Origin of the sequence: Pantoea sp. sgz302252, from assembly GCF_047713085.1 — a bacterium.
Lineage (GTDB): Bacteria > Pseudomonadota > Gammaproteobacteria > Enterobacterales > Enterobacteriaceae > Scandinavium.
Map to the genome: position 1 here is coordinate 41,000 of NZ_JBLFJW010000015.1, position 24,986 is coordinate 65,985.

The following is a 24,986-nucleotide window of genomic DNA, read 5'->3' on the forward strand; positions in this document are numbered from 1 at the left end:
GATCACCTGAAATCACAAAGTGTGGCCACCGTATCACCGTTCAACTGCTGCAAGAGGTGACGCACCATGGAAAACAGCGCAGCGTAATCCTTTTCAGAAATCATCCCACTGTTGGCGTGCAGATAGCGTGTTGGCAGGCAAAGTGCCAGCACCGGGCGACCACCTCCCATTACGTTGTAGCGCCCGCCGTCTGTCGCCCCGGTTTTCATGATGCAGAACTGGAGGTTCGCTTCCGTTTTTTCCGCCGACGCTTTCAGCAGCGCCGTGAGTTTCTGATTCGGAAAATAGCGCTTATCAAACAGCATCGCCGCAGGGCCGTTGCCCAGCTTCAGCGGAAACTTCACTTTGTCGATGCCGGGTACATCCCCTGCCACGGCGGTGTCCAGCACAATGACGACGTCAGGTTTAATGGTTTCTGCCGATGTCTGAGCGCCACGCAGGCCGACTTCTTCCTCCACGCTCGCCACGCCATACAGAGTAATCGCCGGGTTATTGACGGCCATAAACAGCTCAGCCATTAATGCGCATCCTGCACGGTTGTCGAGCGCTTTGGCGACGATTTTGTCCTCGCCCCAGCGGGCGAAATGGCCTTCCGGGCTGATAAAGTCGCCAATGGAAATGCCACGGATGGCCACTTCTTCGCGACTGTTGGCACCAATATCGATGAACATCTCATCAAAATCGACCGGCTGCTGCTTTTGCTTTTCAGTCAGCGCGTGCGGTGCAACCGAACCAACTACGCCCGGCACATGCTGGCCGGAGCGTGTGCGCACGGTCACCCGGTGGTTGAGCATCGACTGGCTCCACCATCCGCCCACGGTGGCAAAACGCAGAAAGCCGTCGTCGGTGATGTGGCTGACCATGAACCCCACTTCGTCCATGTGCCCAACAATCGCCACTTTTGGCCCGTGGCTGCCTTTGCGGGCGATAAAACTGCCCAGCCCGTCAAAGTTGATTTCCTCGGCGTGGCCCTCCAGCGTGGCGTGCAAAATATCGCGAACTTCCTGTTCATCACCGCTTACGGCGGTGGCCTGACACAGCTGCTTAAGCAGTTCGTTGTTCATGAGCCGTTTCCTGTTGGGGGGTTTTACGTTTAAGCCAGAGGCCTTTCAGCACAATAATCAGTGAGATATTCAGCGCGAGCCCGACTGCCAGCACCAGATAGAAAGAACCCACCGGGGACATCAGCCCTATGAGCGGATCGAACACGCCAAGACCCGGCGCAAGACGCTTGATGCCAAAAGCAATGACCAGCATGCCGGTGATGCCGCCGCTCAGCGTATTGGCGGTAATCATCGGCAGTGGGGCAGCCAATGCATAAGGAATGGCCGGTTCGGTAGCGACCGTTGCGCCGACGACGATGGCGCTACTGGCGGCGCTTTTTTCCTGTTGCGTGAACAGTTTTGGTGCGAGGTAGGTGGCGATCCCCGCCGCCATCGGTGGCATCAGCGCCACCACGCCCACAATGGCGTACCAGTCATAAATGTGTTTTTCGAGCAGCGAGAAGCAGAAGAACCACGCGGTTTTATTAATGGGCCCACCCATATCGAACGCCAGCATCGCCCCGACCAGGAACGCCGCGCCAAGCTTCATCGAGGGCGGAATGGTGTTGAGAAAATGCAGCAGGCCGCTCATCAAATCGGACATAAACGGCCCGACGAGGTAGTAGGTGAGCACGCCAAACAGCAGAAGGGTAACAAACGGAATCAACATTGAACCGAGCAACGGTTGCAGGGCCTTACCCAGGCGAACCTTGCGAAACCACAGGACGAAATAGCCAATCGCCAATCCAAGTACCACCGCGCCCAGAAAACCCGCGCCGGACTGTGTGCCGAGCAGGCCTTTATCGTTAGCGAGGTAGCACACCAGAAACGCCGGGGCGAAGGCGGGTTTATCGGCAATCGACGAGGCGATATACGCGCCCATAATCGGGATCATAAAGGTGAACCCGAGGTAGCCGATGGATTCGACAACCCAGGTAAACGACGGCGCGCCTTTGGCCATGTCGGTGTAAGGCAGCCCCATTTGCACCAGCATGTTGGCGATGGCGACAAGAATACCGCCGCCGATGACAAACGGCAGTGCCGCAGACACGCCCGCCATTAAGTGGCTCATCACGCTGCCCTGCACAACGTCCTGTTTGCCCAGCTTCATGGCGCTATCTGCGCTAAACATCTGAGAATGGGTGGGTAATTGAGTGAAAATCTGATCGATGTTCTTCAGTGCCTGCGAAATGGGGATTTCATAGACTTTTTTCCCGACGAAGCGCTGACGGTCATCGTTACTGATCCCACGTCCGGTAGCGAGAATAACGTAATCTGCCGCTGCAATTTCAGCGTCGCTCAGGCGGTTTTCGACTCCGCTGGAGCCTTGCGTTTCGACCCGAATGACATGGCCCAGCGCACGGGCTTTCTGCTCCAGCGCTTCGGCAACCATATAAGTGTGGGCGATCCCCGCCGGGCAGTTGGTGATGGCAACAACGCGCAATGACGATTCCATAGCAGCTTCCTTTTACTCGCTGAGCGTCTGATTGAGCTGGGTGAGAATGCGGCTGACGTCACCCGTTTGCAGTTGGCTAATAAAGTCGGCGTGAATGATCTTGCGGCACAGGCTGCCGATCATTTTCACCTGATTGTCTTCCCCTTCCTGCGGCACGCCGATGCAAATCCAGCAGTTGACCGGCTCGCCATCAGCGGCCTTCCAGTCGACGCGTTCGGATTTACGGGCAAACAGAACAAAGGGTTGCTTCACGCAGGCGCTTTTGCCATGCGGCACAGCAATGCCTGAGCCAAAGCCGGTGGAGTGCAGCTTTTCGCGTTTCAGCAGCGTTTGCAGAAACAGGGCTTTATCCGTGACAAAACCGCGCTGATAAGCCATATCTGCCAACGCCTTGAGAATGGCGTAGTCAGTATTGCCGCGAATATTGAGGTTGATGCAGTCGGGGGTTATTACAGCCATCACATGACTCCAGAGAAAAAATACCCTCTGATAGTAACGGCAGTCTGGCCCGGTAATGAGCGGTAATATGTCCGTGGAAACTGACAATATGAGGTTTAATCCACGAGAAATTATGTGGGGTAAAGCACACTTCGGCGTCATTTGCAGGACGTCAGCGCCCTTTGAAAACAAAAAAACGAGGTAAGGCTCACAAATTTCCATTTCGGATTTTCCTCTGCCAGGCGCAAAAGCACTTCCTCGCGTGCTATCGCCCTCTTCTTAATTAACTCCCTGAAATACAATATTAAAATCAGAAAATATTCAGAACACATAAATTTTATTAAGTGATGCATATCACAAATAATTCCCTTAAATACCCCATGTCAAACATCTGGCTCAGTGAAATTATGAGATTTTTGTGATCTCAATTGCAAATGTGACTCTTGAAGTCAGGGAAAAATAGTGGAAAGAGACCAGTAAGGATATGAGATGAAAATCGGTATTGTCGTTAGTGGTGGTGATGTTTCAGGCATCAATAACTTTATCTTTCAAATTGCGAGACTGGCTCAGGCGGATATCACTCTTTTTAATGGGGGAATTCCGGGGCTACTGGAAAAAAACCATCAGGAAGTGTCTCTCCGCGATTTGGTGGATTACTCTATTTCTGCCATGCCGATAATTACGTCGGGTCGTACCGCGCGAAAACTTATGCGCGTGGAATACGAAGAGATTGCCAAAAAGCTCAAGTCATTACGTATTGATATTTTAATCATGGCAGGTGGCGATGGTTCGTTGCAGTTTTTAAATACCCTGAGCGAATTTGATGTTAATTGCTTTGGCGTCGGCATGACCATCGATAATGACGTGTATGGCAGCGATTATACGATTGGATTTTCAACGGCCTGCGAGCAAATTATTAAGGAAGTGGCCAAGCTCAGAAATACGGGAAGAGCCTTGCCCGGTCGGGTGTTTATGGTCGAAGTCCTGGGCGGATATTGCGGTGAGCTCACCCTTCAGGCCGCTATAAAAAGCAATGCGGATCTGGCGCTTATTCCGGAATGCCAGATTCCCCTCGCGAACCTTGTAACACGTATTCAGGACAAACTCAGCCAGCAGAATAGCGTCGTTATCCTCTGCTCTGAGGGCTACACCAGGGAATACTCCCCCGGGTTTCAGGGGGCCGTCGACACCATGATCAAACAGCTGGAACCTAAAATCGGCGTACGCATCCGTAAAGCCATTGTGGGCTTTGGCTTACGCAGTGGAGAACCCACCTGTGAAGAGATTTATCAGGGCACCATTATGGCTAGCGAAGTTGTGCGCTGTATTCAGTCCGGCATGAGAAATAAAGCCATTATTATTAATTCCAGCAACAAACCGATTCCGATTGATTTAATTAGTATAACAAAACGTCTGGTAGATACCGAAGGACATCATTATAAACTTGCCATGCAACTCAAAATTATTTGAGGAGACCCTACATGTTAAAAGTTCTTTGCGTATGTGGCTGCGGCCTCGGCTCAAGCTTTGCAATTGAAATGAGTGCTAAAGCCGTATTAAAAAAACTGGAAATTCCGGCGCAGATTGAGCACACCACAGTGTCCGAGGCTGGGGCATTTAAATCTGATTTGATTCTGACCTCGAAAACCTTTGCCGATATTTTAACGGCAGATGCCAGTGAAGAAGAATCGAAGCGCGTCATTATTTTGCAGAAATTAACGGATAAAGAGGAAATCGAAAAGAAAATCGTCGCTTTTCTCAAAGAGAAAAATTTGATGGTGGCCGATCATGAATAGTTTCATCGAATTTATCGTTAAAGATTTGCTGGGGCAGGCTTCAATATTGGTCGCGTTTATTGCGATGCTGGGGCTTATCCTGCAAAAGAAATCACCGGGTAAAATTGCGGAAGGAACGTTTAAAACGCTGCTGGGCTTTCTGATCATGATGGCCGGGATCAATATCATTGTGGCAACGCTGACGTTCCTCAACGATATCTTTACCCAGGGTTTCGGTATGAAAGGCTATATCACCGATGTGGCAGCCATTGCCGGGTTGGCGAATAGAGAGCTCGGTTCTGAAGTGGCGATGACGCTAATGGTTATCTTCGCCGTCAATATCATCATTGCCCGACTCACGCCGCTGAAATACATCTTTCTGACCGGGCAGGCCTTATTGTGGATGGCAACCATCGGCACCGTGATTGGCTATAAAGCCGGGTTGACCGGGCTGCCATTAATTTTAACCGGCGGTATTTTCGGTGGCGTCATGGCGGTTGTCATGCCTGCGCTGGCGCAGCCGGTGGTCAGACGCATTACTGACTCCGATGACGTGGCGCTCGGGCACTTTTGCACCATCGGCTATCTGGTTCAGGCCGCAGTGGCGAAAGTGGTCGGGAAGGGGTCTCGTTCAACGGAAGATCTGGAGCTGCCCGATAACTTCAAATTCCTGCAAGACACCTACCTTTCGATGGCGGTGGTGATGGTGCCGATGTACCTGATCCCTGCTCTGGCGGCGGGTCCTGGGTATATCGCTCAGTTCTCTGGCGGCATGAACTACCTGATGTATGCCTTTATGCAGTCCATTCAGTTTGTGGCTGGCGTGTTTGTTCTCTACAGCGGCGTGCGTTTGCTGTTGAACGAGCTGGTGCCTGCATTCCGTGGGATCGCCATGCGGATTGTGCCGGATGCAAAACCCGCCCTCGACTGTCCGGTGCTGTTTCCTTATGCGCCTAACGCCGTGATTGTTGGTTTCCTGGCGACCACCGTTGGCTCAATCATCGGCATGCTGGTGTTCCCGATGTTTGGCCTGGCGATGATCCTGCCCGGCTTGCTCACTAACTTCTTTGCCGGAGGCACCGCAGGCGTGTTTGGTAATGCGCTTGGCGGCCGTCGCGGCGCAATGATTGGCGGTGTGGTGCACGGTCTGTTTATCACGCTGCTGCCAGCCATTCTGGTACCCATGCTTGAAAGTTACGGCTTCACTGGCGTGACCTTCAGTGATTCCGACGTTATCAGTACTGGCCTGGTTCTGGGGCATGCGTTCCAGAATAACTGGTTGTTCGTCCTGCTGTTTAGTGTTTTTGTCGCTGCACTTGCCTGGTTTGTGAATGGCAAATCAACCAAGCCTAAAGGGGAGAAGGTTCATGAGTCTGCTTAATTTTAACGCGATACTGGATGTGGCTCAGCAACGTCAGTTCAAAGCGATTGGGTCATTCAATTTACACTGCATCGAAATGTTGCCCGCTTTTTTCCGGGCGGCCAAAAAAACGGACAGCCCGTTGATGATTCAGATCTCTACCGGCACCGCCGAATATTTGGGGTATAAACTGCTGGTCGATTCCGTTCGCTCATTAGCGGAAAGTGAAAATGTCCCGACGTGCCTGCACCTTGATCATTGCTCTGATATTAAAGCCATCGAAACCGCCATGAATGCCGGGTTTTCTTCCGTGATGTATGACGGCTCGCATTTATCGCTGGAAGACAATATTGCCAATACCCGAATTGTGGTGGAGATGGCGCGTCCAGGAAATATCTCTGTCGAAGCGGAGTTGGGCGCTATCGGTGGCTCTGAAGATGGAAAGGCCGTGGCGGAAGAAGATATTTGTTTTACGACTGTGGAAGAAGCCAGGCATTTTATTGAAGAAACACATGTAGATATGCTGGCGGTTTCGGTTGGTACTGTTCATGGGCTTTATACGGGGAAAGCCCATATTCAACATCAGCGGCTAAAAGAGATCAGCGAAGCCACCAAAACGCCGCTGGTTCTGCACGGTGGGACGGGCGTCAGCGATGCTGACATGCGGCTTGTCGTGACCGAAGGTATTAATAAAGTGAATGTCGGAACCGAAATGAATGTGCAGTGGGTCGGGCAATGCAAGACCATGTTTGAGAAGGGAAAAGTGAATGACAGCGTGCGCAAATTTTTAATCCCGGCAAACGATGCGGTCACCAATGTCTTAATGGAAAAGATCGCCCTGTTTAAATAAGTTCCGTCTATTTTATATTCAAACCCTGGTGCCCCGGCACCCGTCGGGGCTGGAGTCGGCTATGTTTAAATCGCTCAAGTCATTATGGGAAAAAGCGCCAGAGAAGGGTGTGGAAAATGATCTTCAGGCGCAACAGCTCTCTGAGGAAATAGCGGAACTGGAGGCGAGGCTTGAAAAAGATCCTCGCGACAGTGAAGCACAGAAACAATTAATGCTGACCTACAACCGTGCGCTAAAAGTGTATGCCAGCAGCCAGCGTTATCGCTCACAGGTGGACACGCTCTTTGAGCAAATTGATGCCTTACGTAATGTGATTCGTCGCAACATATAGGGAGCAGCAATGGCGATTAAAGAATTACTGATTGAAGCCAATGCCATTCAGGTGGGTGTCACACTTTCTCGGTGGCAGGACGTTATTCGTCAGGCGGCCAGGCCGTTGGTCGAGAACGGGTTTATTTCTGAACAGTACGGTGAAGCGGTGATTCAGAATACGCTCGAACACGGGGCTTATTATGTGTTTGATGAGGGTATAGCGATCCCTCATGCGCGGCCGGAGTGTGGGGTGAAGCGCAACTGTTTTAGCATGGTGTTGCTGACGGAGCCGGTCAGGTTCGGCGACAGCGAGGCGGTGGATATCGTCATCATGTTTGGTGCCAGAGACAGTAACGCCCACATTGAAGAAGGCATCCGCGCGATTGTCGACCTGCTGGATAATGATGCTCGGCTGGCAAGGTTGAGAGCCGCCAACAGTAAAGAAGAGGTGGTGGCGCTGCTATGAAACACGGTCTGTTAACCGACTGCAAAACGGTCATTCTGGTAAACGGTATTCCCGCGTCGGGGAAAAGCACGATCACTCGCGAACTCTCAAGCTATCTGGGCGCGCCTTCGTTGACGATTGACGGAATTAAAGAGCCTTTTATGGCGACATTCGAAACCATCGATCGGCCCTTTAACCGCAAGTTGGGTTGTGCGGCCTACGAAGTCATCTGGTCTATCATCGCTCAGGCCCCGGCAAACTGCGTATGGATTGTGGATGCCTGGTTTGGTTTTCAACCCAAAGATGCACTGTTGCGTTTCTTACAGCAGGCGGGTGTGGAGCGGGTGCTTGAAATCTGGAATCAAATTTCACCAGAACTTGCCGTGAGCCGCTACGCTCAGCGGCTGGATGCCCGCAAAATGGGTCATCCAGGCGAAGAGTACTTACCCGAACTGGCGCAGTTGGCGAGCCGGGCGAAACCGATGATGATTGGCCCGGTTTATCATCTGCACCAGGACCAGCTTCCCGCTGATTTCACTCGGCTGACGGCCTGGGTAAAAGAACACCTTACGGAAGGCCAGCCAGCCTTAATAACGCCGTAACCACCGCGGCGGCGATGATCACCACAATCAGCGGCACTTTTCGCCAGGCCAGGAACACCGCAACGGCGACGCCAATCGCCCTGGCGCTGCCGGCAAAATGGCTGCCTTCAAAGAAGGTTATCGAACGAGTATCCATTATAATGAACGCAGTCAGATCGTTTTTCAAGATGAACGATTCGTTCGATTTAACCTTCTATCGCAACAAATACGGAGCCGTGTATGACACAGCCAATCAGCGTCATCGCCAAAAGTCTGGTGCGGGAGCGCCAGCGAACCGGGCTGTCGCTGGCGGAAATTGCTCGCCGTGCCGGGATAGCCAAATCTACGCTGTCACAGCTGGAAGCGGGCAACGGTAATCCTGGCCTGGAAACGTTATGGTCGCTGTGCGTTGCGCTGGATATTCCTTTTGCGCGTCTGCTTGAACCGCAGGCGGCGACAACGCAGGTGATTCGCCGTGGAGAGGGCACCAAAGTGGTGGCGGAACAAGCCAACTATCAGGCCATTTTGTTGGCGACCTGCCCACCGGGTGCGCGTCGTGACATCTATCTGCTGATGACCCAGCCGGGGGCCGACCGAATCTCTCACCCCCATCCGCCAGGATCGGTTGAACATATTATCGTGACGCAGGGCCGGGCATTGGTGGGGCTGACGGAAGCGCCTGAAGAGCTGAATGAAGGGGATTACATTTGTTACCCGGCAGACAGAGAACATGTGTTTAAAGCCCTGGAAGAAGATACCCAGGCCATTCTGGTCGCCGAACAGAATTAATGATAACCGGCCTCAATATTGAGGCCGTATTATTTATAAATAATCCATGAAAAAAATTTCAGACGTTATACCGCTCACGTTGTGAGTTATTTTTCATGTCGTCTTTTCTCCCTTAATAATATTCTCCTTGGGTTTGTTCTTTTCCTTAGCGCAAACAATCAGTTGGCTAATTTATATATCAGTTAGCTGATGAATGAAAAATAGAAATAGTATTCATCGCAAATATCTATTCATGGCGAAATTGTGTTTCGCTTTATTTTTATTTCCTCAAGGATTGTGACACATGAGAAAAACGACACTGGCTGTCGCTATCGGGCTACTTTTATGCGCGAATGCCGCCTCAGCAAAATCAACCCAACTCACCGTAGAACAACGACTGGAATTACTGGAACAGCGATTAATTTCTGCCGAAAACCGGGCAGCGGCAGCGGAACAGGAAGTGGTTCATCTGAAAGCGCAGCAAACGGTAGACAGACAAGAGTTGCAGGACGTTCAACAACGCGTCACTGTCAAAAATGAAACGCCAAAAGAAGAGACGGCGAAGAACGCCTCCAGTCCGGCACTTTCCTTATCCGGCTATGGCGACCTTAAAATCTACGGCGACGTCGAATTCAACATGGATGCGGAAAGTAAGCGCGGCATGTTGGCGATGACCAGCGCCGACCTGAATAACCCTAACGATAATGAAAACTGGAACCTCAACGGACGAATTTTGTTAGGTTTCGACGGCATGCGGAAACTGGAAAATGGCTATTTCGCCGGTTTCTCTGCACAGCCTTTAGCGGATATGACCGGCTCGGTGGATCTCGATGACGCGGTCTTCTTCTTTGGCCAGGAAAACGACTGGAAAGTGAAAGTCGGGCGTTTTGAAGCCTACGATATGTTCCCGCTGAATCAGGATACCTTCGTCGAGCATTCCGGTAATACGGCGAACGATTTGTATGACGACGGGAATGGCTATATCTACATGATGAAGGAAGGACGCGGACGTTCCGATGCGGGCGGTAACTTCCTGATGAGCAAGCAGATAGACAACTGGTATTTCGAACTCAATACCCTGTTGGAAGACGGCACCTCTCTTTATAACGAAGGGGGCTACCACGGTCGTGATATGGAACAACAGAAAAACGTCGCCTATTTACGTCCGGTCGTTTCCTGGTCTGAAGGCGCGTTTTCTGTTGCTGCGGCGATGGAAGCGAACGTCGTGAGTAACGCGTACGGCTATTACGATGAAAAAGGAAATTTTGTCGATCAGTCCGATCGTACCGGTTACGGGATGACCATGACCTGGAACGGCCTGAAAAACGATCCGGATAACGGCATTGTCGTGAACCTGAATACGGCTTATATGGATGCGCCAGAAGAGAAAGATTTCACCGCAGGCATTAACGCACTGTGGCAGCGCTTCGAACTGGGTTACATCTATGCGCACAATAAAATCGACGATTTCAGCGGCATGATTTGCGATAACGACTGTTGGATAACCGATGAAGGCACCTACGATATCCACACGATTCACGCTTCGTACCAAATCCCGAACGTAATGGATATGCAGAACTTCAATATCTATCTGGGGGCTTATTACTCCATTCTTGACGCTGAGGATAAGCCATCCGACAGCGATAACGATGATCGTTACGGCGCTCGTGTGCGGTTTAAATATTATTTCTGATGCTTCATGATGATACCCGGCGAGCGTTGCCGGGTATTTTGTATTTATGTCATCAATACTCAGCGCCATAATGCTTTATCTGGTCAGCAGCACGATGAGCTTTCACCCAAGGATAGTCACAATGCCTGAGAACGATTTGATCCTCTATACCTCTGAAGATGGCGAGTCCCGGTTTACCTTGCGTCAATTAGGTGGACAGGTCTGGCTCACGCAACTGGAGATGGGCGAGTTGTATCAAACCACCAAGCAGAATATTGGCAAGCACGTGAAAAGCGTGATCGCAGAGGGAGAGCTGTCTGAAGAGGCAGTTGTAAACCGTAAGTTTACTACTGGATCGGATGGAAAAGCGTATCTGACATTACTCTATTCACTTCCGATGATCATCGCTGTCGGCTATCGCGTTCGATCGTCACGGGGAACCCAATTCAGGCAATGGGCGACCCAAACGCTTGGTGAATACCTGACCAAAGGTTTTGCCATGGATGATGAACGGCTGAAAAATCCAAAATGGGATTATTTTGATGAGCTGTTGGAGCGTATCCGTGATATTCGTTCTTCCGAACTGCGCTTCTATCAAAAGATTCGAGACCTTTTCACGCTCGCCGAAGATTACAGGGCCAATGAAAAAGAAACAGGTTTGCTTTTTGCTGAGGTACAAAATAAGTTGTTTTTTGCCGTGACAGGCTATACCGCTGCTGAATTGATCGTGCAGAGAGCTGATGCCAGTAAAATAAATATGAATTTGCTGAGCTTCAAAGGAGTCAGAGTACGTAAGGCCGATGTGGTCATTGCGAAGAACTACCTCGATGAAAATGAACTGGATAATCTTAATCGCCTCTGCTCTATGTTCTTTGAATTTGCAGAATTTCGGGCAAAACAAAAAAAGCATGTGTTGCTGGCGGACTGGCGACAGTTCATCGACAAATTTATGGCGTTTAACGAGCAACCGCTGCTCAAGCATTGCGGCTCTCTTAGCCACGAGCAGATGGTCTCCATTGCACATGAACGCTATGCGTCATTTGATAAAATCAGAACAACAGAAAATGCCATTGAGGCTGACCGTCTGGAGTTAGATCAATTGGAACAGCTTGAAAAAAAACTGACGCAGAAAAGCAAACTCAAGGGATAGGCGAAGGTCCTCTGCCACCAAAGCAGCAGAGGACAACAGAGATTATTCCAGCCAGAACACTTCTTTCAGTTCCGTACTCACCGGGCTGTTATCCGGATTAGACGGCATCACTTCACCCATGTATTTCCACCAACGCTGGCAGACATCGGTGCTGGCGACAGCATTCCAGCGTTCCTCGGATTCAATTTCTACCGTGGCGAACAGCAGGTTCCGCGCTTTATCCAGATAGATAGCGTAATGGTGCGCGCCGTGGTCTTTAAGCACCGATTCCAGCTCTGGCCAGATTGGATTATGGCGGCGCTCATATTCATCGTGCGTGTGCGGATGCACCTGCATGACAAACGCTTTGCGGATCATAAAGCCTCCAGATAGAGTTCACGCACTTCGTCGCGGCTGGCGGTGCGCGGGTTGCATGGTGCGCACGGATCAGCGAGGGCTTTGTCCAGCCAGCCTTCGATATCCGCTTTGGTCACGCCGAGTTTGCTGAAGCCAGAAGGAATACCCACTCGGGCGCTCAGATCGCGAATGGCCTGAATCGCCGACATGCTCGCCGCTTCATCTGTCATTCCACGAGTCTCAACACCCATGGCTTGTGCTACGCGAGCGAAACGCGCCACGGCTTTTGGTCGGTTAAAGTTTTCGATGATGGGCAGCAGGATGGCGTTACAAACACCGTGCGGCAGGTTGTGGGTTGCGCCAGGCTGATGCGCCAGGGCATGCACCAAACCCAGACCGGCGCTGTTAAAGGCCATCCCCGCCAGATACTGACCGAAGGCCATTTGCTCGCGTGCTTCCAGATTGTGGCCATTGTCCACTGCTTGCGGCAGCCAAAGCGTGATCAAACGAATCGCTTCCAGCGCGTTGGCATCAGTCAGTGGATGCGCACCGATGGAAACATAGGCTTCGATAGCGTGCGTCAGTGCATCCATACCTGTTGCTGCGGTCACGGCAGCAGGAATATCGAGCATTACGCTGGCATCGTCTACCGCGATATCCGGAATAATGTTCGAGTCGATAATCACTTCTTTGACCTGGCGCTCGCTGTCGATGATGACCGCGTTGCTGGTCATCTCTGCTGCTGTGCCTGCGGTGGTGTTGATGGCAACCAGATGCACGCCTGGGTTTTTCACTTTGCCAACGCCGGAATAGTTTGTTGACGGGCCTGGGTTTGCGGTGAGGATTTTAATGGCTTTCGCTGTATCAATCGGGCTGCCGCCGCCGAAGGCAATGATGTAATCGCATTCGGCATCGCGATAAGCCTGATACCCTTTTTGCACCAGGGCTTCCGTTGGGTTTGGGAAAACCTCATCGAACAGTTGCCAGGACATCTCATGCTCGTCCATGGCGGTGAACAGGCTATTGAGCAGCCCCATTTTGACCAACTGACCGTCGGTGACAATCAGGGCTTTACCCCATTGTTTGCCTGAGACCAGATTGACCATATCGCCAATAGCACCTGCACCGTGCAGGCTGATTTTTGGAAGTGCCAACATAAAGCTCATATGTATTCTCCTTAACATTGTTGATTTTTCCTGCCCGGTGGCGCTGGGCTTGTCTGGCCTACAACTTCGTAGGCCGGGTAAACGCAGTGCCACCCGGCATTAGATCCGTCTTCGTTGCATGATCCGGCGAGTAATAATGGGCAGTGAAATCACCACGATCAGCATCGCGCCAATGATTATCGACATCACGATACCTGGCACGTTAAGCAGGCTCAGGCCGAAGGTCACCAGACCCATCAGGAAGGCGGCGATGATCACGCCCGGCATACTGCCTGAACCCCCGAGGATATTGACGCCGCCGAGCACCGCCATGGTCACCACCGAAAGCTCCCAACCCAGTGCGATGGTGGGGCGCGTGCTGCCTAAACGTGACGTCAGCAGCACGGCGGCAAGGCCTGACATCAACCCTACCAGCACAAACAAAATCAGGTTGTGACGCTTGACGTTAATTCCGGAATACCATGCACCCGTCGGGTTATTGCCGATGGCAAACGTGCGGCGGCCAAAGTTCGTTTTATGCAGCAGGAAGGTAAACACCACGGCGAGCACGATAAACAGCGTGAACTCGAAGGAGAGCGCCTCCCAGACGTAGCCTTGGCCAAACCAGGCGAAGCTTGCCGGATACTGGTTCAGCGCCTGATCGCCCAGCAGAATGTAAGAAATTCCGCGGAACAGGCTCATGGTGCCGATGGTTATCACGATGGAAGAGAGGTTGAGCCGGGTGACCAACAAGCCATTGAGCAACCCGCACAACACGCCAACGCCAGGCCCCACGCAGACGAGGAGCGGGGTGTCCATTCCTGCGGCTGCGCAAAAGCCCATCGCGGTGGAACTCAGTGCAATGATGGCCGCCACGGAGAGATCAATTTCCCGGGCGATGATCAGCATCGCCATCGGCAGCACAATGATCGCTTTTTCGGTGAAGTTGAACGTTGCATCTGAAAGATTCCAGATGTTGAGGAAGTAAGGCGAAGCGAGGGCGTTCGCCACGAAGACCAGCAGCGTCACCGACAGTAAAAACCCTTCCCAGCACGCCAGGCGCTGGAAAATAGAAGGGGTCGGTGAGGGCGTCTGCATGTCGTCAGAGGTCAGCATTTTACTCATGATTTCACCGCCTGTTTCTGTCGGGCCATCGCCGCATCACGCAGAATGAGACGCCCTTTACGCTTGTTGCCGCGCTCGTTGAGCACCACCGCAATCACAATGACCGCGCCGGAAATTGCCATTTGCCAGAAAGGCGAAACGCCGATAATCGGCAAGGCGTTATTAATCACGCCGAGAAACAGAGCGCCAAACAAACAGCCGAGTACGCGCCCGGTGCCGCCCATGGTGCTGATGCCGCCGATCACACAAGCCGCCACGACCTGCAATTCGAAGCCGTTAGCGACATCGACATAGGCCACGGCAAAGCGGGAAATCCACAGATAGCCGCAAAAACCCGCCAACGCACCGGACAGGCAGAAGCTGACAAACTGCATTTTTCCGGCGTTGATGCCGGTGTAATACGCCGCCGTCGCGTTGCCACCTGCGGTATAAAGTGCACGACCGGTACGGCTGTAGCGCAGGAAATAGCCCACGATAAACAGCGCTGCGATGGCAAACCAGCTCAGCACCGGCAACCCGAGCAGAGGCGTACGTTGCAGGCCGAGAAACGCAGGGCTCATCTGATTGGCGTTCACCCAGCCGCCATTGGACAGCAGGAAAATAATCCCGCGGTAAATGCTCATGGTGCCGAGCGTCACCACTATCGCCGGGATGCCTAATTTCCAGACCAGCAACCCATTGATGATGCCCATCAGCAGGCCGAGTAACGTGGCGAGCGCCAGCAGCGCGATGACCGGAATATCCGGATGATGGAAATTGAGCAGAGCGACAATCATCCCGGTGAGTGCCAGATTGGCCGCCATCGACAAATCGATGCCCTTGGTGAGCAGCACCATCATTTGCCCGAGCGCGAGGATGATTAGAATCGAGGTGTCATTGAACATCTCGACCAGATTGCCCGGCGCGATAAACGACGGTGTGCGGCTGCCAATCGCCAACACCAGAAGCACAATCACCGCCGCGAGCAGGGCTTCGCGATTTTTTAGCAGTTGCTGCATCATGCGGCTTCCCTCCCGGCACCGCTGGCGGCACTGACAATCACTTCCGCCGTTGCTTCGCCTGCGCGGTATTCCGCCACCATCAGGCCTTCATGCATCACTATGATGCGATCGGCCATGCCCATCACTTCCGGCAATTCAGAGGACACCATGATCACCGCCAGTCCCTGGCCGACCAGCTCGGACATAAACTGGTGCACAGCGGCTTTCGAGCCGATATCGATGCCTTTGGTCGGCTCATCGAGAATGATCACTTCCGGATGCGTGGCGAGCCATTTACTGATGACGACTTTTTGCTGATTGCCGCCAGACAGCGTTTCGACCGCCTGCCGCCAGCTAAAGGCTTTCACCTGCAGGCGTTTGGCGTAATCGTCAGCCAGTTGCCATTCGCGTTCATCGTGCAGAACGCCGTTAGGATTCAATTTACGTAACTGTGGCAGGCTGATGTTTTGGGCAATCGGGAGCTGAATAATCGCCCCTTGTTTTTGCCGTTCTTCCGGCACGCAGACGATACCCGCATTTATGGCATCGGCTGGTTGGTGGAACTGCATGGCTTTGCCATTCAGCAGAATTTCGCCTGCAGAAGGGCGTGTCACGCCGGAAAGCGCCTGCATCAGTTCAGTGCGCCCGGCACCGACCAGGCCATAAAACCCGAGAATTTCGCCTTTACGCAGGGTGAAATTGATATGGGCAAATTCGGTCGGATGGCACAGGTCTTTCACTTCCAGCACGGTGTCGCCCGGTTCGCAGGCTACTTTTGGGAAGGTTTGGGTGATGGAGCGGCCCACCATCATCGCCACCATCCGTTCTTCGGTGATGTCGTGAATATCTCCCTCACCAACGAACACGCCGTCACGCAGAATGGTGTAATGATCGGCGAGTTCGAAAATTTCATCAAACTTATGCGAAATGAACAGAATGGCTTTGCCGTCCTGTTTCAGGCGCTCAACTATCTGATAGAACTCCAGAATTTCGTGCTGAGACAGCGCGGCCGTCGGTTCGTCCAGAATCACCACCTGCGCATCAAAAGACAGGGCGCGAGCGATAGCCACCATGTGGCGCTGGGCGATGCTAAGCGTTTTTAACGTCGCACGCGGATCAATCTGCACTTCCAGACGCGCCAGTAAAGCCTGCGCCCGACGGTGCATTTCCGGCCAGTCGAGCTTTTTCAGCCAGCCTTTATACACATACTGACCAGCAAAAATGTTCTCGGTGACGGACAGCTCATCGAAAAGCACCGTTTCCTGGTGGATAGCCGTGATCCCCACTTTGTGCGCTGAATCTGGCGTGGGGAGTTGAATAGGGATCGCTTTATAAAGCAGTTCGCCTTCGTCAGGCTGATAAATGCCGGTCATCACTTTGACCAGCGTGGATTTTCCTGCACCGTTTTCGCCAATCAGCGCGGTGACTTTGCCAGGCCATAGGCTGAGCTGCACGTTTTCCAGCGCGCGTACGCCCGGGAAAAACTTGCTGATGCCCGTGAGCTGGAGCAGCGGGGTGGATGTGGTCATTGAGGGTTCTCCGCAAGATTCCCCTCACCCTAACCCTCTCCCCAAAGGGGAGAGGGGACAGTGCAGAACTGGTTTTCCCCCTCTCCCTTTCAGGGAGAGGGCCGGGGTGAGGGTTGGTGATCAGAAAATTTTGGAGAACTTATCAATGTTGCTCGCATCGTAGACAAACGGCTTCGCCATCGCGCCGTTGCCTTCAGCATCCAGCTGCACTTTGCCCAGTTTGCCCATGCTGGCTTCGGTTTTGGTTGCCGTGCCTTTTACCAGGTCATCCGCTAAATAGGTGGCGGCATAACCCAGATCGATAGGGTTCCAGATAGCAAAGCTTTTGGTCGCGCCAGATTTCACCGCGCCCGCCATTTCAGACGGCAGGCCCAGACCGGTGACATACACTTTGCCTATTTTGCCCTGATCTTTCACTGCCTGCGCTGCGGCCACAATCCCGACAGACGACGGCGAGACGATCACTTTCAGGTCAGGCCAGGTTTTCAGCAGACCGACCGCTTCGCGGTAGCTTTTATCAGAAAGATCGTCGCCATAAGCGACCGTCACCAGATTGACGGACGGATACTGCGACTGCACTTTCTTCATTTCTGCAATCCAGGTGTTCTGGTTGGTCGAGGTTGGGGTGGCGCTCAGAATGGCGACATCGCCTTTCTCGACGTTCAGCGCTTTCAGCGCATCGGCGGCAAGCGACATGTTGGTTTCGCCCACCAACTGGCTGTTCGAAGGATTCAGGTGGATCTGCCGACCCGCTTGCGCCACGCCGGAATCCCAGGAAACCACTTTGATGCCACGCTGCATGGCTTTTTTCAGCACAGGCACTAAAGCATCCGGATCGTTAGCGGAGATGGCGATCGCATCGACACCCTGGGCGATCAGACCATTGAGCACTTCGATCTGTGCTTCGGCGGTGGTGGTGGTTGGGCCGGTATAAATGACTTTGACGTCACCTAACTCTTTCGCCGCTTCCTGCGCGCCAACGTTCGCTGCTTCAAAAAAGCCATTTCCTAATGATTTTGCCACGAGGGCAATTTTGACTTCTGCTAATGCGGAACCGGACAACGCCAATGCGGCAACGGTGAGGATCAAGCTTGCTTTTATTTTCATTGCTTTTACTCCACTAAGAGTTAGTTGTAGGGATTGCAGGTGTAATTTCGCCCCGTCTCAGTGAGCGGGGCGCGATGTTGTTATTGGTACAAATCTAACGCTGACTGCATCGGGGTGACGCCAAAGCGCTTGCCGAGGGCAACCAGTTCTTCCCGGGTGATGGTCTGTTTCATGCCACCCATCGAGTAAATCTTCACTAAAACTTCAGCCGATTTTTCCGCGGTGTCGATCAGACCAAACGCTTCATCCAGGGTTGGGCCACTGCCGAATACGCCATGGAATGGCCACAGCACCAGCGAGTGTTGCTGCATTTCAATGGCGGTTGCCTGGCCGATTTCATCGGTACCTGGCACCATCCACGGCAGGATGCCGACGCCGTCCGGGAACACCACCAGACACTCGGTGCTGCCTTCCCACAGTTTGCGGGTGATGAGGTTGGCGTTGTTTTCCAGCACGTAGGTCAGGGCGATCAGGTTGGTCGCATGGCAGTGCATGATCACGCGGTCTTTGCCGTGGGTCGCCTTGATGCGTTCGCAATGGGAAAGGAAGTGCGCTGGCAGTTCAGAGGTTGGCACCGCTTCGTGAGTCAGTCCCCAAAGAATGTGGTAGCCCGCACCGTCGCTGTCGACTTTCACCACACCGAGGTTAGCGGCTGGGTCGAGCTGGACGTTACGGAAGAATTTGCCGGAACCGGTGACGATAAACGGTGTATTGGCGAGCAGCGGCATCGGCTGGCTCAGCGCGATGTAACGTGGCTGCTTGTGAAAATCTGCTTCGTAAGGGGCGATGTCTGCTTCATCAAGACGCAGTGTCAGGTTGCCGCCGTTGCGTTCATCCCAGCCTTTCAGCCAGGCATCGGAGGTGGCTTTGATCATGCCCTGAGCGAACCAGGAATCAGTAATGGTCTGCATAGTCTTTCTTTCCTTCACATTGCCGGGTGGCGCTGCGCTTACCCGGCCTACTCATAAGATTCCCCTCTCCCCGACTTTTTCCCTCAGGGAGAGGGTGGAATTACCCGCGCTTTGCTAACACCTCTTTCTCATAAGCGCGTACGTTGTTCAGCCACTGGCTGCCCGCAGGGGTGTCATTGCGCTGGCAATACATTTCCCAGACGGCTTGCCACGGCAGGCACTTCTGCTCTTCGAGCAGCGCCAGGCGGGCGGTGTAGTCGCCATCCAGCTCAAGCTGGCGCAGTTCTGCAGTTGGCTCCAGCAGAGCGCGCAGCAGGGCTTTTTTCATATTGCGAGTGCCAATGACCCACGCAGCGATACGGTTGATCGACGCGTCAAAGAAATCGAGGCCGATGTGGACGCGATCGAAGAGATCGTGGCGGATAATTTCGCTGGCGATAGCCTGCGTTTCGTCATCCAGCAGCACCACGTGGTCGCTGTCCCAGCGAACCGGGCGGCTCACGTGCAGCAGCAAGCGAGGCACAAACAGCATGGCAGCCGAAATTTTGTCGGAGATAACTTCGGTTGGGTGGAAGTGGCCGGCATCCAGACACAGTGCGGTCTGGCGGCTAGTGGCGTAACCCATATAGAACTCGTTAGAGCCCACGGTGTAGCTTTCTGCGCCGATACCGAACAGTTTGCTTTCTACGGCATCAATGTGATGCGCCGGGTTCAGCTTCTCGCTGATGATTTCATCCAGCGCGTTCATCAGACGCTGGCGTGGCCCGAAACGGTCAACGGTCAGGTCTTTCATGCCATCTGGGATCCAGATGTTCATCACTGACGGCGTGCCTAACTGCTCACCAAAATAGGCGGAGACACGGCGGCTGGCTTTGCAATGGTCAATCCAGAACTGGCGAATCTCATCGTTGGCGTGCGCAAGGGTAAAGCCGTCTGCGCTGTTGGGATGCGAGAAGCAGGACGGGTTGAAATCGAGGCCCAGCTTGTTGGCTTTCGCCCACTCAACCCAGTTTTTGAAGTGTTCTGGTTTGATTTCATCGCGGCCAACAGCCTTGTCAGACTCAAGATAAATGGCGTGCAGGTTCAGGCGTTTTGGCCCAGGGATCAGGCTCAGCGCTTGTTCCAGGTCGGCACGCAGTTCTGTGGCATTACGTGCTTTGCCGGGATAGTTGCCAGTGGCCTGGATGCCGCCGGTCAGCGCACCGCCTGGATTCTCAAACCCGGCTACGTCATCACCCTGCCAGCAGTGCATCGAGACAGGCAGACGATCGAGCTGACGCAGCGCCTCCTCGACGTCGACACCTACGGCGGCATAACGCTGTTTTGCCAGTTCCCAGGCTTGTTCTAGTTGAGTGGTCATGCGCAAAGCTCCTTTGTCTGTTGTGCCTGAGATTGCGCGACATACCGGGCAATCTCACTGTTCGGATTCGGGGTAAAAGTGGTCAGGGCGTGGTTGTCACGCACTAACTGACGGAAATCGTCGACATCTTTCAGTTCATCAAGGGTCATCAGCTGCACGCCGATATTACCGAGCGTCGAGGCTTCAATCGGCCCGGCAACGACGGTGATGCCACAGGCATCCGCGCACAGCTGGTTGAGCAGCTCGTTCTGGCAGCCGCCGCCCACGATGTGTAACTGTGAGAAAGACTGGCCGTGGAGGTCGGCAAGTTCATGCAGCACACGGGCGTACAGCAGCGCGAGGCTGTCGAAAATACAGCGAGCCAGTTCTGCTGCGTTTTTCGGTTCCGGCTGGCGGCTTTCGCGGCAGGCGGCCTGAATTTCGGCGCTCATGTTGTCCGGGTTGATGAAGCGATCTTCGTTCGGGTTAATCACAAACCGACAAGCCGGGATTTCCTCAGTGAGGGCAATCAGCGTCGCAATGTCTGTGATGTTTTGTTCTTTCAACACGCGCTGTAACAGCCACAGCCCCATGATGTTTTTCAGCACCCGATAGCGGCCTTCTGCGCCGCCTTCGTTGGTGATGTTGTTCGCCAGTGCGATATCGCTGGTACAAGGCGTTTTGCTCTCAAAGCCCATCAGTGACCAGGTGCCGGAAGAGAGATAGGCCGCATGTTTGTCGGCCAGCGGTGAGGCAATGACCGCGCTTGCGGTGTCGTGGCTGGCGACGGCAACCACAGGAATGTGATTGCCTTGCGGGCAAATCCAGTGACCAATCACGTTGCCTGGATGCGTTGGCGAGCCAAACCAATCGCGTGAAGCGCCTGCCCAATTGAGCAAGTCTTCATCCCAGTTATCGGTGTTGATATTGACCATCTGGGTGGTGGTGGCGTTGGTGTATTCCCAGTTCATTTTCCCGGTCAGGCGGAAGCTGAAATAGTCGGGGATCATCAGAGCATGTGCGACCTGCGCCACGTCTTCCGGTTGTTGTTCAACCAACGCGCGGAACTGATAGAGCGTGTTGAAAGGTAAAAACTGGATGCCGCTGCGACGGTAAATGTCTGCACGGCCAAGCTGTGATTCAGCGCGTTGCATGACGCCCTGAGTGCGGCTATCGCGATAGGAGACAGGTAAACCGACGCGCTTGCCGTCTTTATTCAGCAGCACGTAGTCCACGCCCCAGGTATCAATCCCGATGCTGTCGATAAGGATGCCGTTATCGCAAACTTTTTTCAGGCCACAGCGAATTTCGGCTTCCAGGCTGTCGAGATCCCAGCAGTCACTGCCGTTCATCTTTTGCAGCGTATTCACAAAACGGTGAATTTCGTTCAGTTCAAGGGTTCGTTTCTGATGATCGTAGCGGGCGAGCATGACACGTCCGCTGGATGCGCCTAGATCGACAGCCACACAATGGCGAAAACTCATGGCAGGGGGTCCTTCTGATAGTGATTACAGACAGTGTGGGACAGCACCGCCATGGCTACCTTCTTACTACTGACAGCCGTAAAAGGCCGCTGGCAAGAAAGCAAAGATGAACGTGAGAGGGTTCACAATTTCCAGTAATCATCCCGGTACATGCGGGTGTGACGCTGGACGCATTTCCTGATTTTTCCCGTCGTTTCTTGAAAAACGGACAAGGTTTGCGCACTTTGCTGTCAAAAATTCAAGGTGAGATCGTCAGGGGCTGATTATTATCCTGATAACTTTTCTCATTTGGTGGGGCTACGATGACCGTATTGCACAGCGTGGATTTTTTTCCGACAGGGCATGCGCCTGTGGCGATTGAGCCTCGGCTCCCACAATCCGCTTTCCCGGAGCATCATCATGATTTTCATGAAATTGTGATTGTGGAACACGGCACAGGCATTCATGTTTTTAATGGCCAGCCGTACACCATTACCGGGGGAACGGTGTGCTTTGTTCGTGACCATGACCGCCATTTGTATGAGCACACAGACAATCTCTGTTTGACCAACGTGCTGTACCGTTCACCCGATGCGTTTCAGTTTCTTTCCGGCCTGCAAAAACTGTTGCCGCAGGAGCAGGACGGCGTTTATCCGTCACACTGGCGTGTGAACCAGTCTGTGCTGCAGCAGGTACGGCTGATTATTCAGCAGTTGGAGAATCTGCATGAAGGTGATGATATGCATGCCATCGCTAACCGGGAAATTCTGTTCATGCAGCTTCTGGTGCAGTTGCGCAGAGGGAGCCTCGCTGAAGAGGCGACCAATAATGACGCCCGGTTAAACCAGCTGATGGCGTGGCTGGAAGATCACTTTGCCGAAGATGTCTGTTGGGAAGGGGTCGCGGACCGCTTTTCGCTCTCGTTAAGAACCTTGCACCGCCAGCTTAAACATCACACCGGCATGACGCCTCAGCGTTATCTGAATCGCATCCGTTTAACCAAAGCCCGCCATCTGCTGCGCCACAGTGACGAAAGCGTCACAGACATCGCTTTTCGCTGCGGTTTTGGCGACAGTAATCACTTTTCGACGCTTTTTCGCCGGGAATTTAATTGGTCGCCGCGCGATATTCGCCAGGGCCGGGATACCCTGCTTCAGTAACGCGAGACCAGTCACCGTTTTTTAGTGAAAAAACAGCTAATAATGAGAACGTTATTCGCTGTTTGAGGTCTTGCCGTGTCCGCTCCGCTTATTCTCCGAAAGGCCGATTTCTTTGCCTCGCCGCAGCAGGCGGTGGCTGTGGCCGATCGCTACCCGCAAAATGTCTTTGCGGAGCACACGCATGAGTTTTGCGAGCTGGTTCTGGTGTGGCGCGGCAACGGGCTGCATATTCTGAATGATCGTCCATATCGTATTACTCGCGGCGATCTCTTTTATATCCGTGCGGAAGACAAACACTCCTATGCGTCCGTTAACGATCTGGTTTTGCAGAATATTATCTACTGTCCGGATCGCTTTAACCTGAACCTCGACTGGGCCGCCCATATTCCCGGCCTGAACGGCACGACCTGGGCTCCCCACTGGCGTATTGGCAGCAATGGCATGACACAGGCCCGTCAGGTGATCACCGCCCTGGAACAGGAAGGCTATAAAAGCTGCCCGCATTCCAATGAGATGGCTGAACTGCTGTTTGCCCAACTGGTGGTGATGCTGCGCCGCCATCGTTATGCCACCGACAATCTTGCCGCCACCGAGAGCGAAGCGTTGCTCGATAAATTGCTTACCGCGCTGGCGGGTAGCCTGAATAAACCTTTCATGCTGGATAAATTCTGTGAGCAGCAGGCCTGCAGCGAGCGCACGCTACGTCAGCAGTTCAGGACGCAAACCGGGATGACCATCAACCACTATTTACGCCAGCTGCGAATCTGCCACGCACAGTACCTGTTGCAGCATTCAGAATTGATGATCGGGGAAATTGCGATGCACTGCGGCTTTGAGGACAGTAACTACTTTTCGGTGGTGTTTAATCGGGAAGTGGGGATGACGCCAGGTCAGTGGCGTCATCGTAACAAAACAGCGGCGTAATCAGTTCGCCATGCCCAGGCCGACAATGTTGGCAGCAATGATAATGACCACACAACCGAGGCTCAGCACACCCACCGGACGACGACCTGCCGACTTCCACTCTTTCAGAATCAGCCCAACCAGACCGCCACACAGCACGTAGAAGCTCATGTGCAGCATCCAGCTCATGTAGTCATACTGCGCCGGAATGCTTGCGTGACCCCAGGCGTAGAAGAAGAATTGCAGATACCACATCAGGCCAGCCAGTGCGGAAAACAGGATGTTGCCGATGATCATGCGTTTTGCCAGCGAGAAGTCGGCTTTTGCGGACAGGTTCGACTTGGTTGCCAGGCGAATAAAGCAGAAGCCGAGATTGATAACCGCACCGCCGCCCATGATCACCACATAGCTTGGCAGGGCGACGTACAGGGGATCAACGCCGAGTGCCGCAGCAGCTTCATGCATGGGTTTCGCCGCGTTCATCGCAAAAGACATGCCGGCAGAGAAAATCCCGCACATCACGGCCAGCAGCAGGCCTTTCTTCAGGTTGAATTCTTCCGCCTTGATGCCCATTTTGCGTTCTTTGAGCTGCCCCGCACGGGTCACAATGCCCACGCCAATGACGGCAACCAGCACGCCGAGCAGCGTCATACGACCGCCTTCGGTGCCGACCAGAACGTGAAACTCGCCATTAAGGATTGGCGTCATTAGGGTGCCGACAATCAGCGTGATGCCAATCGCTATCCCAATGCCCATCGACATGCCGAGATAACGCATGGTCAGGCCATAGTTGATATTGCCGATGCCCCACATTGCGCCGAATAAAAAGACCGGCAGCAGAGTGGAGGCGCTGAAAGATCCGTAGTAGGCCCAGAAATCCGGCAGCAGTATGGCGCTGATGGCCCACGGCAGAATAAGCCAGGAGACAATACCGCCAATGGACCACATGGTTTCCCAGGACCAATTTTTGACTTGCTTGAACGGGGCATAGAAACAGGCTGCACTGGCGGCGCCTATCAAATGCCAAAAGATACCCATCGTAATCGCGTGACTCATTTTTTAACCTCAACGTTTTACATCGATGAATCATTCATCTGAGGTGATGAGTGTAAAAATCAGCCACTTGATTAACCTTCAG

Annotated in this window: 25 protein-coding genes and 1 pseudogene; 12 read left to right on the forward strand and 14 right to left on the reverse strand. The window is 53.2% G+C overall.

From position 1 onward, the window contains the following. Positions 1–2: 2 nt before the first annotated feature. Genes ACLW56_RS13050 through ACLW56_RS13060 form a run of 3 tightly spaced genes read right to left on the reverse strand, consistent with a single transcriptional unit; the run spans position 3 to position 2,958 of the window. Positions 3–1,064, reverse strand: a complete 1,062-nt coding sequence (locus tag ACLW56_RS13050; RefSeq protein ID WP_330984202.1) for an aminopeptidase — start codon at positions 1,062–1,064, stop codon at positions 3–5. Next, the gene (locus tag ACLW56_RS13055; RefSeq protein ID WP_330984203.1) at positions 1,045–2,499 is read right to left on the reverse strand and encodes a PTS fructose-like transporter subunit IIBC; all 1,455 of its coding nucleotides are present in this window, start codon (positions 2,497–2,499) and stop codon (positions 1,045–1,047) included. The genes ACLW56_RS13050 and ACLW56_RS13055 overlap by 20 nt, the downstream gene beginning before the upstream one ends. 12 nt (positions 2,500–2,511) lie before the next feature. After that, positions 2,512–2,958 (reverse strand): PTS fructose transporter subunit IIA, encoded by a 447-nt coding sequence (locus ACLW56_RS13060; RefSeq protein ID WP_330984204.1) that lies wholly within the window; start codon positions 2,956–2,958, stop codon positions 2,512–2,514. A 468-nt stretch (positions 2,959–3,426) separates the two neighbouring features. Here ACLW56_RS13060 and ACLW56_RS13065 point away from each other — a divergent pair, with 468 nt between their 5' ends. The 7 genes from ACLW56_RS13065 to ACLW56_RS13095 all read left to right on the forward strand — a co-directional run bounded on the left by ACLW56_RS13065 (position 3,427) and on the right by ACLW56_RS13095 (position 8,281). After that, complete coding sequence (locus tag ACLW56_RS13065) at positions 3,427–4,407, forward strand: 6-phosphofructokinase (protein ID WP_330984205.1); 981 nt, start codon at positions 3,427–3,429, stop codon at positions 4,405–4,407. A gap of 11 nt (positions 4,408–4,418) precedes the next feature. Next, positions 4,419–4,733 (forward strand): PTS sugar transporter subunit IIB, encoded by a 315-nt coding sequence (locus ACLW56_RS13070; protein WP_330984206.1) that lies wholly within the window; start codon positions 4,419–4,421, stop codon positions 4,731–4,733. Further along, the gene (locus ACLW56_RS13075) at positions 4,726–6,093 is read left to right on the forward strand and encodes a PTS sugar transporter subunit IIC (RefSeq protein ID WP_330984207.1); all 1,368 of its coding nucleotides are present in this window, start codon (positions 4,726–4,728) and stop codon (positions 6,091–6,093) included. Before ACLW56_RS13070 ends, ACLW56_RS13075 begins: the two co-directional genes overlap by 8 nt. Beyond that, on the forward strand, positions 6,080–6,922 hold the full coding sequence (locus tag ACLW56_RS13080; RefSeq protein WP_330984208.1) for a class II fructose-bisphosphate aldolase: 843 nt from the start codon (positions 6,080–6,082) through the stop codon (positions 6,920–6,922). Before ACLW56_RS13075 ends, ACLW56_RS13080 begins: the two co-directional genes overlap by 14 nt. 61 nt (positions 6,923–6,983) lie before the next feature. Next, on the forward strand, positions 6,984–7,253 hold the full coding sequence (locus ACLW56_RS13085; RefSeq protein ID WP_330984209.1) for a hypothetical protein: 270 nt from the start codon (positions 6,984–6,986) through the stop codon (positions 7,251–7,253). Between the two features lie 9 nt (positions 7,254–7,262). Further along, on the forward strand, positions 7,263–7,700 hold the full coding sequence (locus ACLW56_RS13090; protein ID WP_330984210.1) for a PTS sugar transporter subunit IIA: 438 nt from the start codon (positions 7,263–7,265) through the stop codon (positions 7,698–7,700). Beyond that, complete coding sequence (locus ACLW56_RS13095) at positions 7,697–8,281, forward strand: AAA family ATPase (RefSeq protein WP_330984211.1); 585 nt, start codon at positions 7,697–7,699, stop codon at positions 8,279–8,281. Before ACLW56_RS13090 ends, ACLW56_RS13095 begins: the two co-directional genes overlap by 4 nt. Here the strand turns inward: ACLW56_RS13095 and ACLW56_RS13100 are convergent. Continuing rightward, positions 8,247–8,399: pseudogene (locus ACLW56_RS13100) on the reverse strand (AzlD domain-containing protein); the annotation flags it as partial. The gene ACLW56_RS13095 and the pseudogene ACLW56_RS13100 overlap by 35 nt on opposite strands. Before the next feature lie 101 nt (positions 8,400–8,500). On the opposite strand from ACLW56_RS13100, the gene ACLW56_RS13105 reads away from it, so the two are divergent. The 3 genes from ACLW56_RS13105 (at position 8,501) to rhuM (ending at position 11,850) form a co-directional block, all read left to right on the forward strand. Then, positions 8,501–9,049, forward strand: a complete 549-nt coding sequence (locus ACLW56_RS13105; protein WP_330984212.1) for an XRE family transcriptional regulator — start codon at positions 8,501–8,503, stop codon at positions 9,047–9,049. A 283-nt stretch (positions 9,050–9,332) separates the two neighbouring features. Then, positions 9,333–10,721 (forward strand): carbohydrate porin, encoded by a 1,389-nt coding sequence (locus tag ACLW56_RS13110; RefSeq protein ID WP_330984213.1) that lies wholly within the window; start codon positions 9,333–9,335, stop codon positions 10,719–10,721. Between the two features lie 121 nt (positions 10,722–10,842). Then, complete coding sequence (rhuM, locus tag ACLW56_RS13115; RefSeq protein WP_330984214.1) at positions 10,843–11,850, forward strand: RhuM family protein; 1,008 nt, start codon at positions 10,843–10,845, stop codon at positions 11,848–11,850. A gap of 42 nt (positions 11,851–11,892) precedes the next feature. Here the strand turns inward: rhuM and rhaM are convergent, their stop codons facing one another. The 9 genes from rhaM to rhaB form a co-directional block, all read right to left on the reverse strand. Next, positions 11,893–12,207 (reverse strand): L-rhamnose mutarotase, encoded by a 315-nt coding sequence (rhaM, locus tag ACLW56_RS13120; protein ID WP_330984215.1) that lies wholly within the window; start codon positions 12,205–12,207, stop codon positions 11,893–11,895. Then, the gene (fucO, locus tag ACLW56_RS13125; protein ID WP_330984216.1) at positions 12,204–13,352 is read right to left on the reverse strand and encodes a lactaldehyde reductase; all 1,149 of its coding nucleotides are present in this window, start codon (positions 13,350–13,352) and stop codon (positions 12,204–12,206) included. The genes rhaM and fucO overlap by 4 nt, the downstream gene beginning before the upstream one ends. Positions 13,353–13,451: 99 nt before the next feature. Further along, positions 13,452–14,456, reverse strand: coding sequence for an ABC transporter permease (locus ACLW56_RS13130; protein ID WP_330984217.1), 1,005 nt, complete (start codon positions 14,454–14,456; stop codon positions 13,452–13,454). After that, the gene (locus ACLW56_RS13135) at positions 14,453–15,457 is read right to left on the reverse strand and encodes an ABC transporter permease (RefSeq protein WP_330984218.1); all 1,005 of its coding nucleotides are present in this window, start codon (positions 15,455–15,457) and stop codon (positions 14,453–14,455) included. Before ACLW56_RS13135 ends, ACLW56_RS13130 begins: the two co-directional genes overlap by 4 nt. Beyond that, complete coding sequence (locus tag ACLW56_RS13140; RefSeq protein ID WP_330984219.1) at positions 15,454–16,965, reverse strand: sugar ABC transporter ATP-binding protein; 1,512 nt, start codon at positions 16,963–16,965, stop codon at positions 15,454–15,456. Before ACLW56_RS13140 ends, ACLW56_RS13135 begins: the two co-directional genes overlap by 4 nt. A 120-nt stretch (positions 16,966–17,085) precedes the next feature. Beyond that, the gene (gene rhaS, locus ACLW56_RS13145) at positions 17,086–18,072 is read right to left on the reverse strand and encodes a rhamnose ABC transporter substrate-binding protein (RefSeq protein WP_330984220.1); all 987 of its coding nucleotides are present in this window, start codon (positions 18,070–18,072) and stop codon (positions 17,086–17,088) included. A gap of 80 nt (positions 18,073–18,152) precedes the next feature. Continuing rightward, complete coding sequence (gene rhaD / locus ACLW56_RS13150; RefSeq protein ID WP_330984221.1) at positions 18,153–18,983, reverse strand: rhamnulose-1-phosphate aldolase; 831 nt, start codon at positions 18,981–18,983, stop codon at positions 18,153–18,155. Between the two features lie 100 nt (positions 18,984–19,083). Continuing rightward, positions 19,084–20,343, reverse strand: coding sequence for an L-rhamnose isomerase (rhaA, locus tag ACLW56_RS13155; RefSeq protein ID WP_330984222.1), 1,260 nt, complete (start codon positions 20,341–20,343; stop codon positions 19,084–19,086). Then, on the reverse strand, positions 20,340–21,806 hold the full coding sequence (gene rhaB, locus ACLW56_RS13160) for a rhamnulokinase (RefSeq protein WP_330984223.1): 1,467 nt from the start codon (positions 21,804–21,806) through the stop codon (positions 20,340–20,342). The genes rhaA and rhaB overlap by 4 nt, the downstream gene beginning before the upstream one ends. Positions 21,807–22,108: 302 nt before the next feature. Here rhaB and rhaS (ACLW56_RS13165) point away from each other — a divergent pair, with 302 nt between their 5' ends. Continuing rightward, positions 22,109–22,945, forward strand: coding sequence for an HTH-type transcriptional activator RhaS (rhaS, locus tag ACLW56_RS13165; RefSeq protein ID WP_330984224.1), 837 nt, complete (start codon positions 22,109–22,111; stop codon positions 22,943–22,945). Between the two features lie 75 nt (positions 22,946–23,020). Continuing rightward, a complete protein-coding gene (rhaR, locus tag ACLW56_RS13170) occupies positions 23,021–23,869 on the forward strand; it encodes an HTH-type transcriptional activator RhaR (RefSeq protein ID WP_330984225.1) in 849 nt (282 codons plus the stop codon). On the opposite strand, the gene rhaT is transcribed toward rhaR, so the two are convergent. Continuing rightward, the gene (gene rhaT / locus ACLW56_RS13175; protein WP_330984226.1) at positions 23,870–24,904 is read right to left on the reverse strand and encodes an L-rhamnose/proton symporter RhaT; all 1,035 of its coding nucleotides are present in this window, start codon (positions 24,902–24,904) and stop codon (positions 23,870–23,872) included. It abuts the gene before it with no gap. Positions 24,905–24,986 lie beyond the last annotated feature (82 nt).

Coding starts and splice junctions, on each gene's coding strand:
- ACLW56_RS13050 (WP_330984202.1), bottom strand. CDS start 1,064: ATGAACAACGAACTGCTTAAGCAGCTGTGTCAGGCCACCGCCGTAAGC.
- ACLW56_RS13055 (WP_330984203.1), bottom strand. CDS start 2,499: ATGGAATCGTCATTGCGCGTTGTTGCCATCACCAACTGCCCGGCGGGG.
- ACLW56_RS13060 (WP_330984204.1), bottom strand. CDS start 2,958: ATGGCTGTAATAACCCCCGACTGCATCAACCTCAATATTCGCGGCAAT.
- ACLW56_RS13065 (WP_330984205.1), top strand. CDS start 3,427: ATGAAAATCGGTATTGTCGTTAGTGGTGGTGATGTTTCAGGCATCAAT.
- ACLW56_RS13070 (WP_330984206.1), top strand. CDS start 4,419: ATGTTAAAAGTTCTTTGCGTATGTGGCTGCGGCCTCGGCTCAAGCTTT.
- ACLW56_RS13075 (WP_330984207.1), top strand. CDS start 4,726: ATGAATAGTTTCATCGAATTTATCGTTAAAGATTTGCTGGGGCAGGCT.
- ACLW56_RS13080 (WP_330984208.1), top strand. CDS start 6,080: ATGAGTCTGCTTAATTTTAACGCGATACTGGATGTGGCTCAGCAACGT.
- ACLW56_RS13085 (WP_330984209.1), top strand. CDS start 6,984: ATGTTTAAATCGCTCAAGTCATTATGGGAAAAAGCGCCAGAGAAGGGT.
- ACLW56_RS13090 (WP_330984210.1), top strand. CDS start 7,263: ATGGCGATTAAAGAATTACTGATTGAAGCCAATGCCATTCAGGTGGGT.
- ACLW56_RS13095 (WP_330984211.1), top strand. CDS start 7,697: ATGAAACACGGTCTGTTAACCGACTGCAAAACGGTCATTCTGGTAAAC.
- ACLW56_RS13105 (WP_330984212.1), top strand. CDS start 8,501: ATGACACAGCCAATCAGCGTCATCGCCAAAAGTCTGGTGCGGGAGCGC.
- ACLW56_RS13110 (WP_330984213.1), top strand. CDS start 9,333: ATGAGAAAAACGACACTGGCTGTCGCTATCGGGCTACTTTTATGCGCG.
- rhuM (WP_330984214.1), top strand. CDS start 10,843: ATGCCTGAGAACGATTTGATCCTCTATACCTCTGAAGATGGCGAGTCC.
- rhaM (WP_330984215.1), bottom strand. CDS start 12,207: ATGATCCGCAAAGCGTTTGTCATGCAGGTGCATCCGCACACGCACGAT.
- fucO (WP_330984216.1), bottom strand. CDS start 13,352: ATGAGCTTTATGTTGGCACTTCCAAAAATCAGCCTGCACGGTGCAGGT.
- ACLW56_RS13130 (WP_330984217.1), bottom strand. CDS start 14,456: ATGAGTAAAATGCTGACCTCTGACGACATGCAGACGCCCTCACCGACC.
- ACLW56_RS13135 (WP_330984218.1), bottom strand. CDS start 15,457: ATGATGCAGCAACTGCTAAAAAATCGCGAAGCCCTGCTCGCGGCGGTG.
- ACLW56_RS13140 (WP_330984219.1), bottom strand. CDS start 16,965: ATGACCACATCCACCCCGCTGCTCCAGCTCACGGGCATCAGCAAGTTT.
- rhaS (WP_330984220.1), bottom strand. CDS start 18,072: ATGAAAATAAAAGCAAGCTTGATCCTCACCGTTGCCGCATTGGCGTTG.
- rhaD (WP_330984221.1), bottom strand. CDS start 18,983: ATGCAGACCATTACTGATTCCTGGTTCGCTCAGGGCATGATCAAAGCC.
- rhaA (WP_330984222.1), bottom strand. CDS start 20,343: ATGACCACTCAACTAGAACAAGCCTGGGAACTGGCAAAACAGCGTTAT.
- rhaB (WP_330984223.1), bottom strand. CDS start 21,806: ATGAGTTTTCGCCATTGTGTGGCTGTCGATCTAGGCGCATCCAGCGGA.
- rhaS (WP_330984224.1), top strand. CDS start 22,109: ATGACCGTATTGCACAGCGTGGATTTTTTTCCGACAGGGCATGCGCCT.
- rhaT (WP_330984226.1), bottom strand. CDS start 24,904: ATGAGTCACGCGATTACGATGGGTATCTTTTGGCATTTGATAGGCGCC.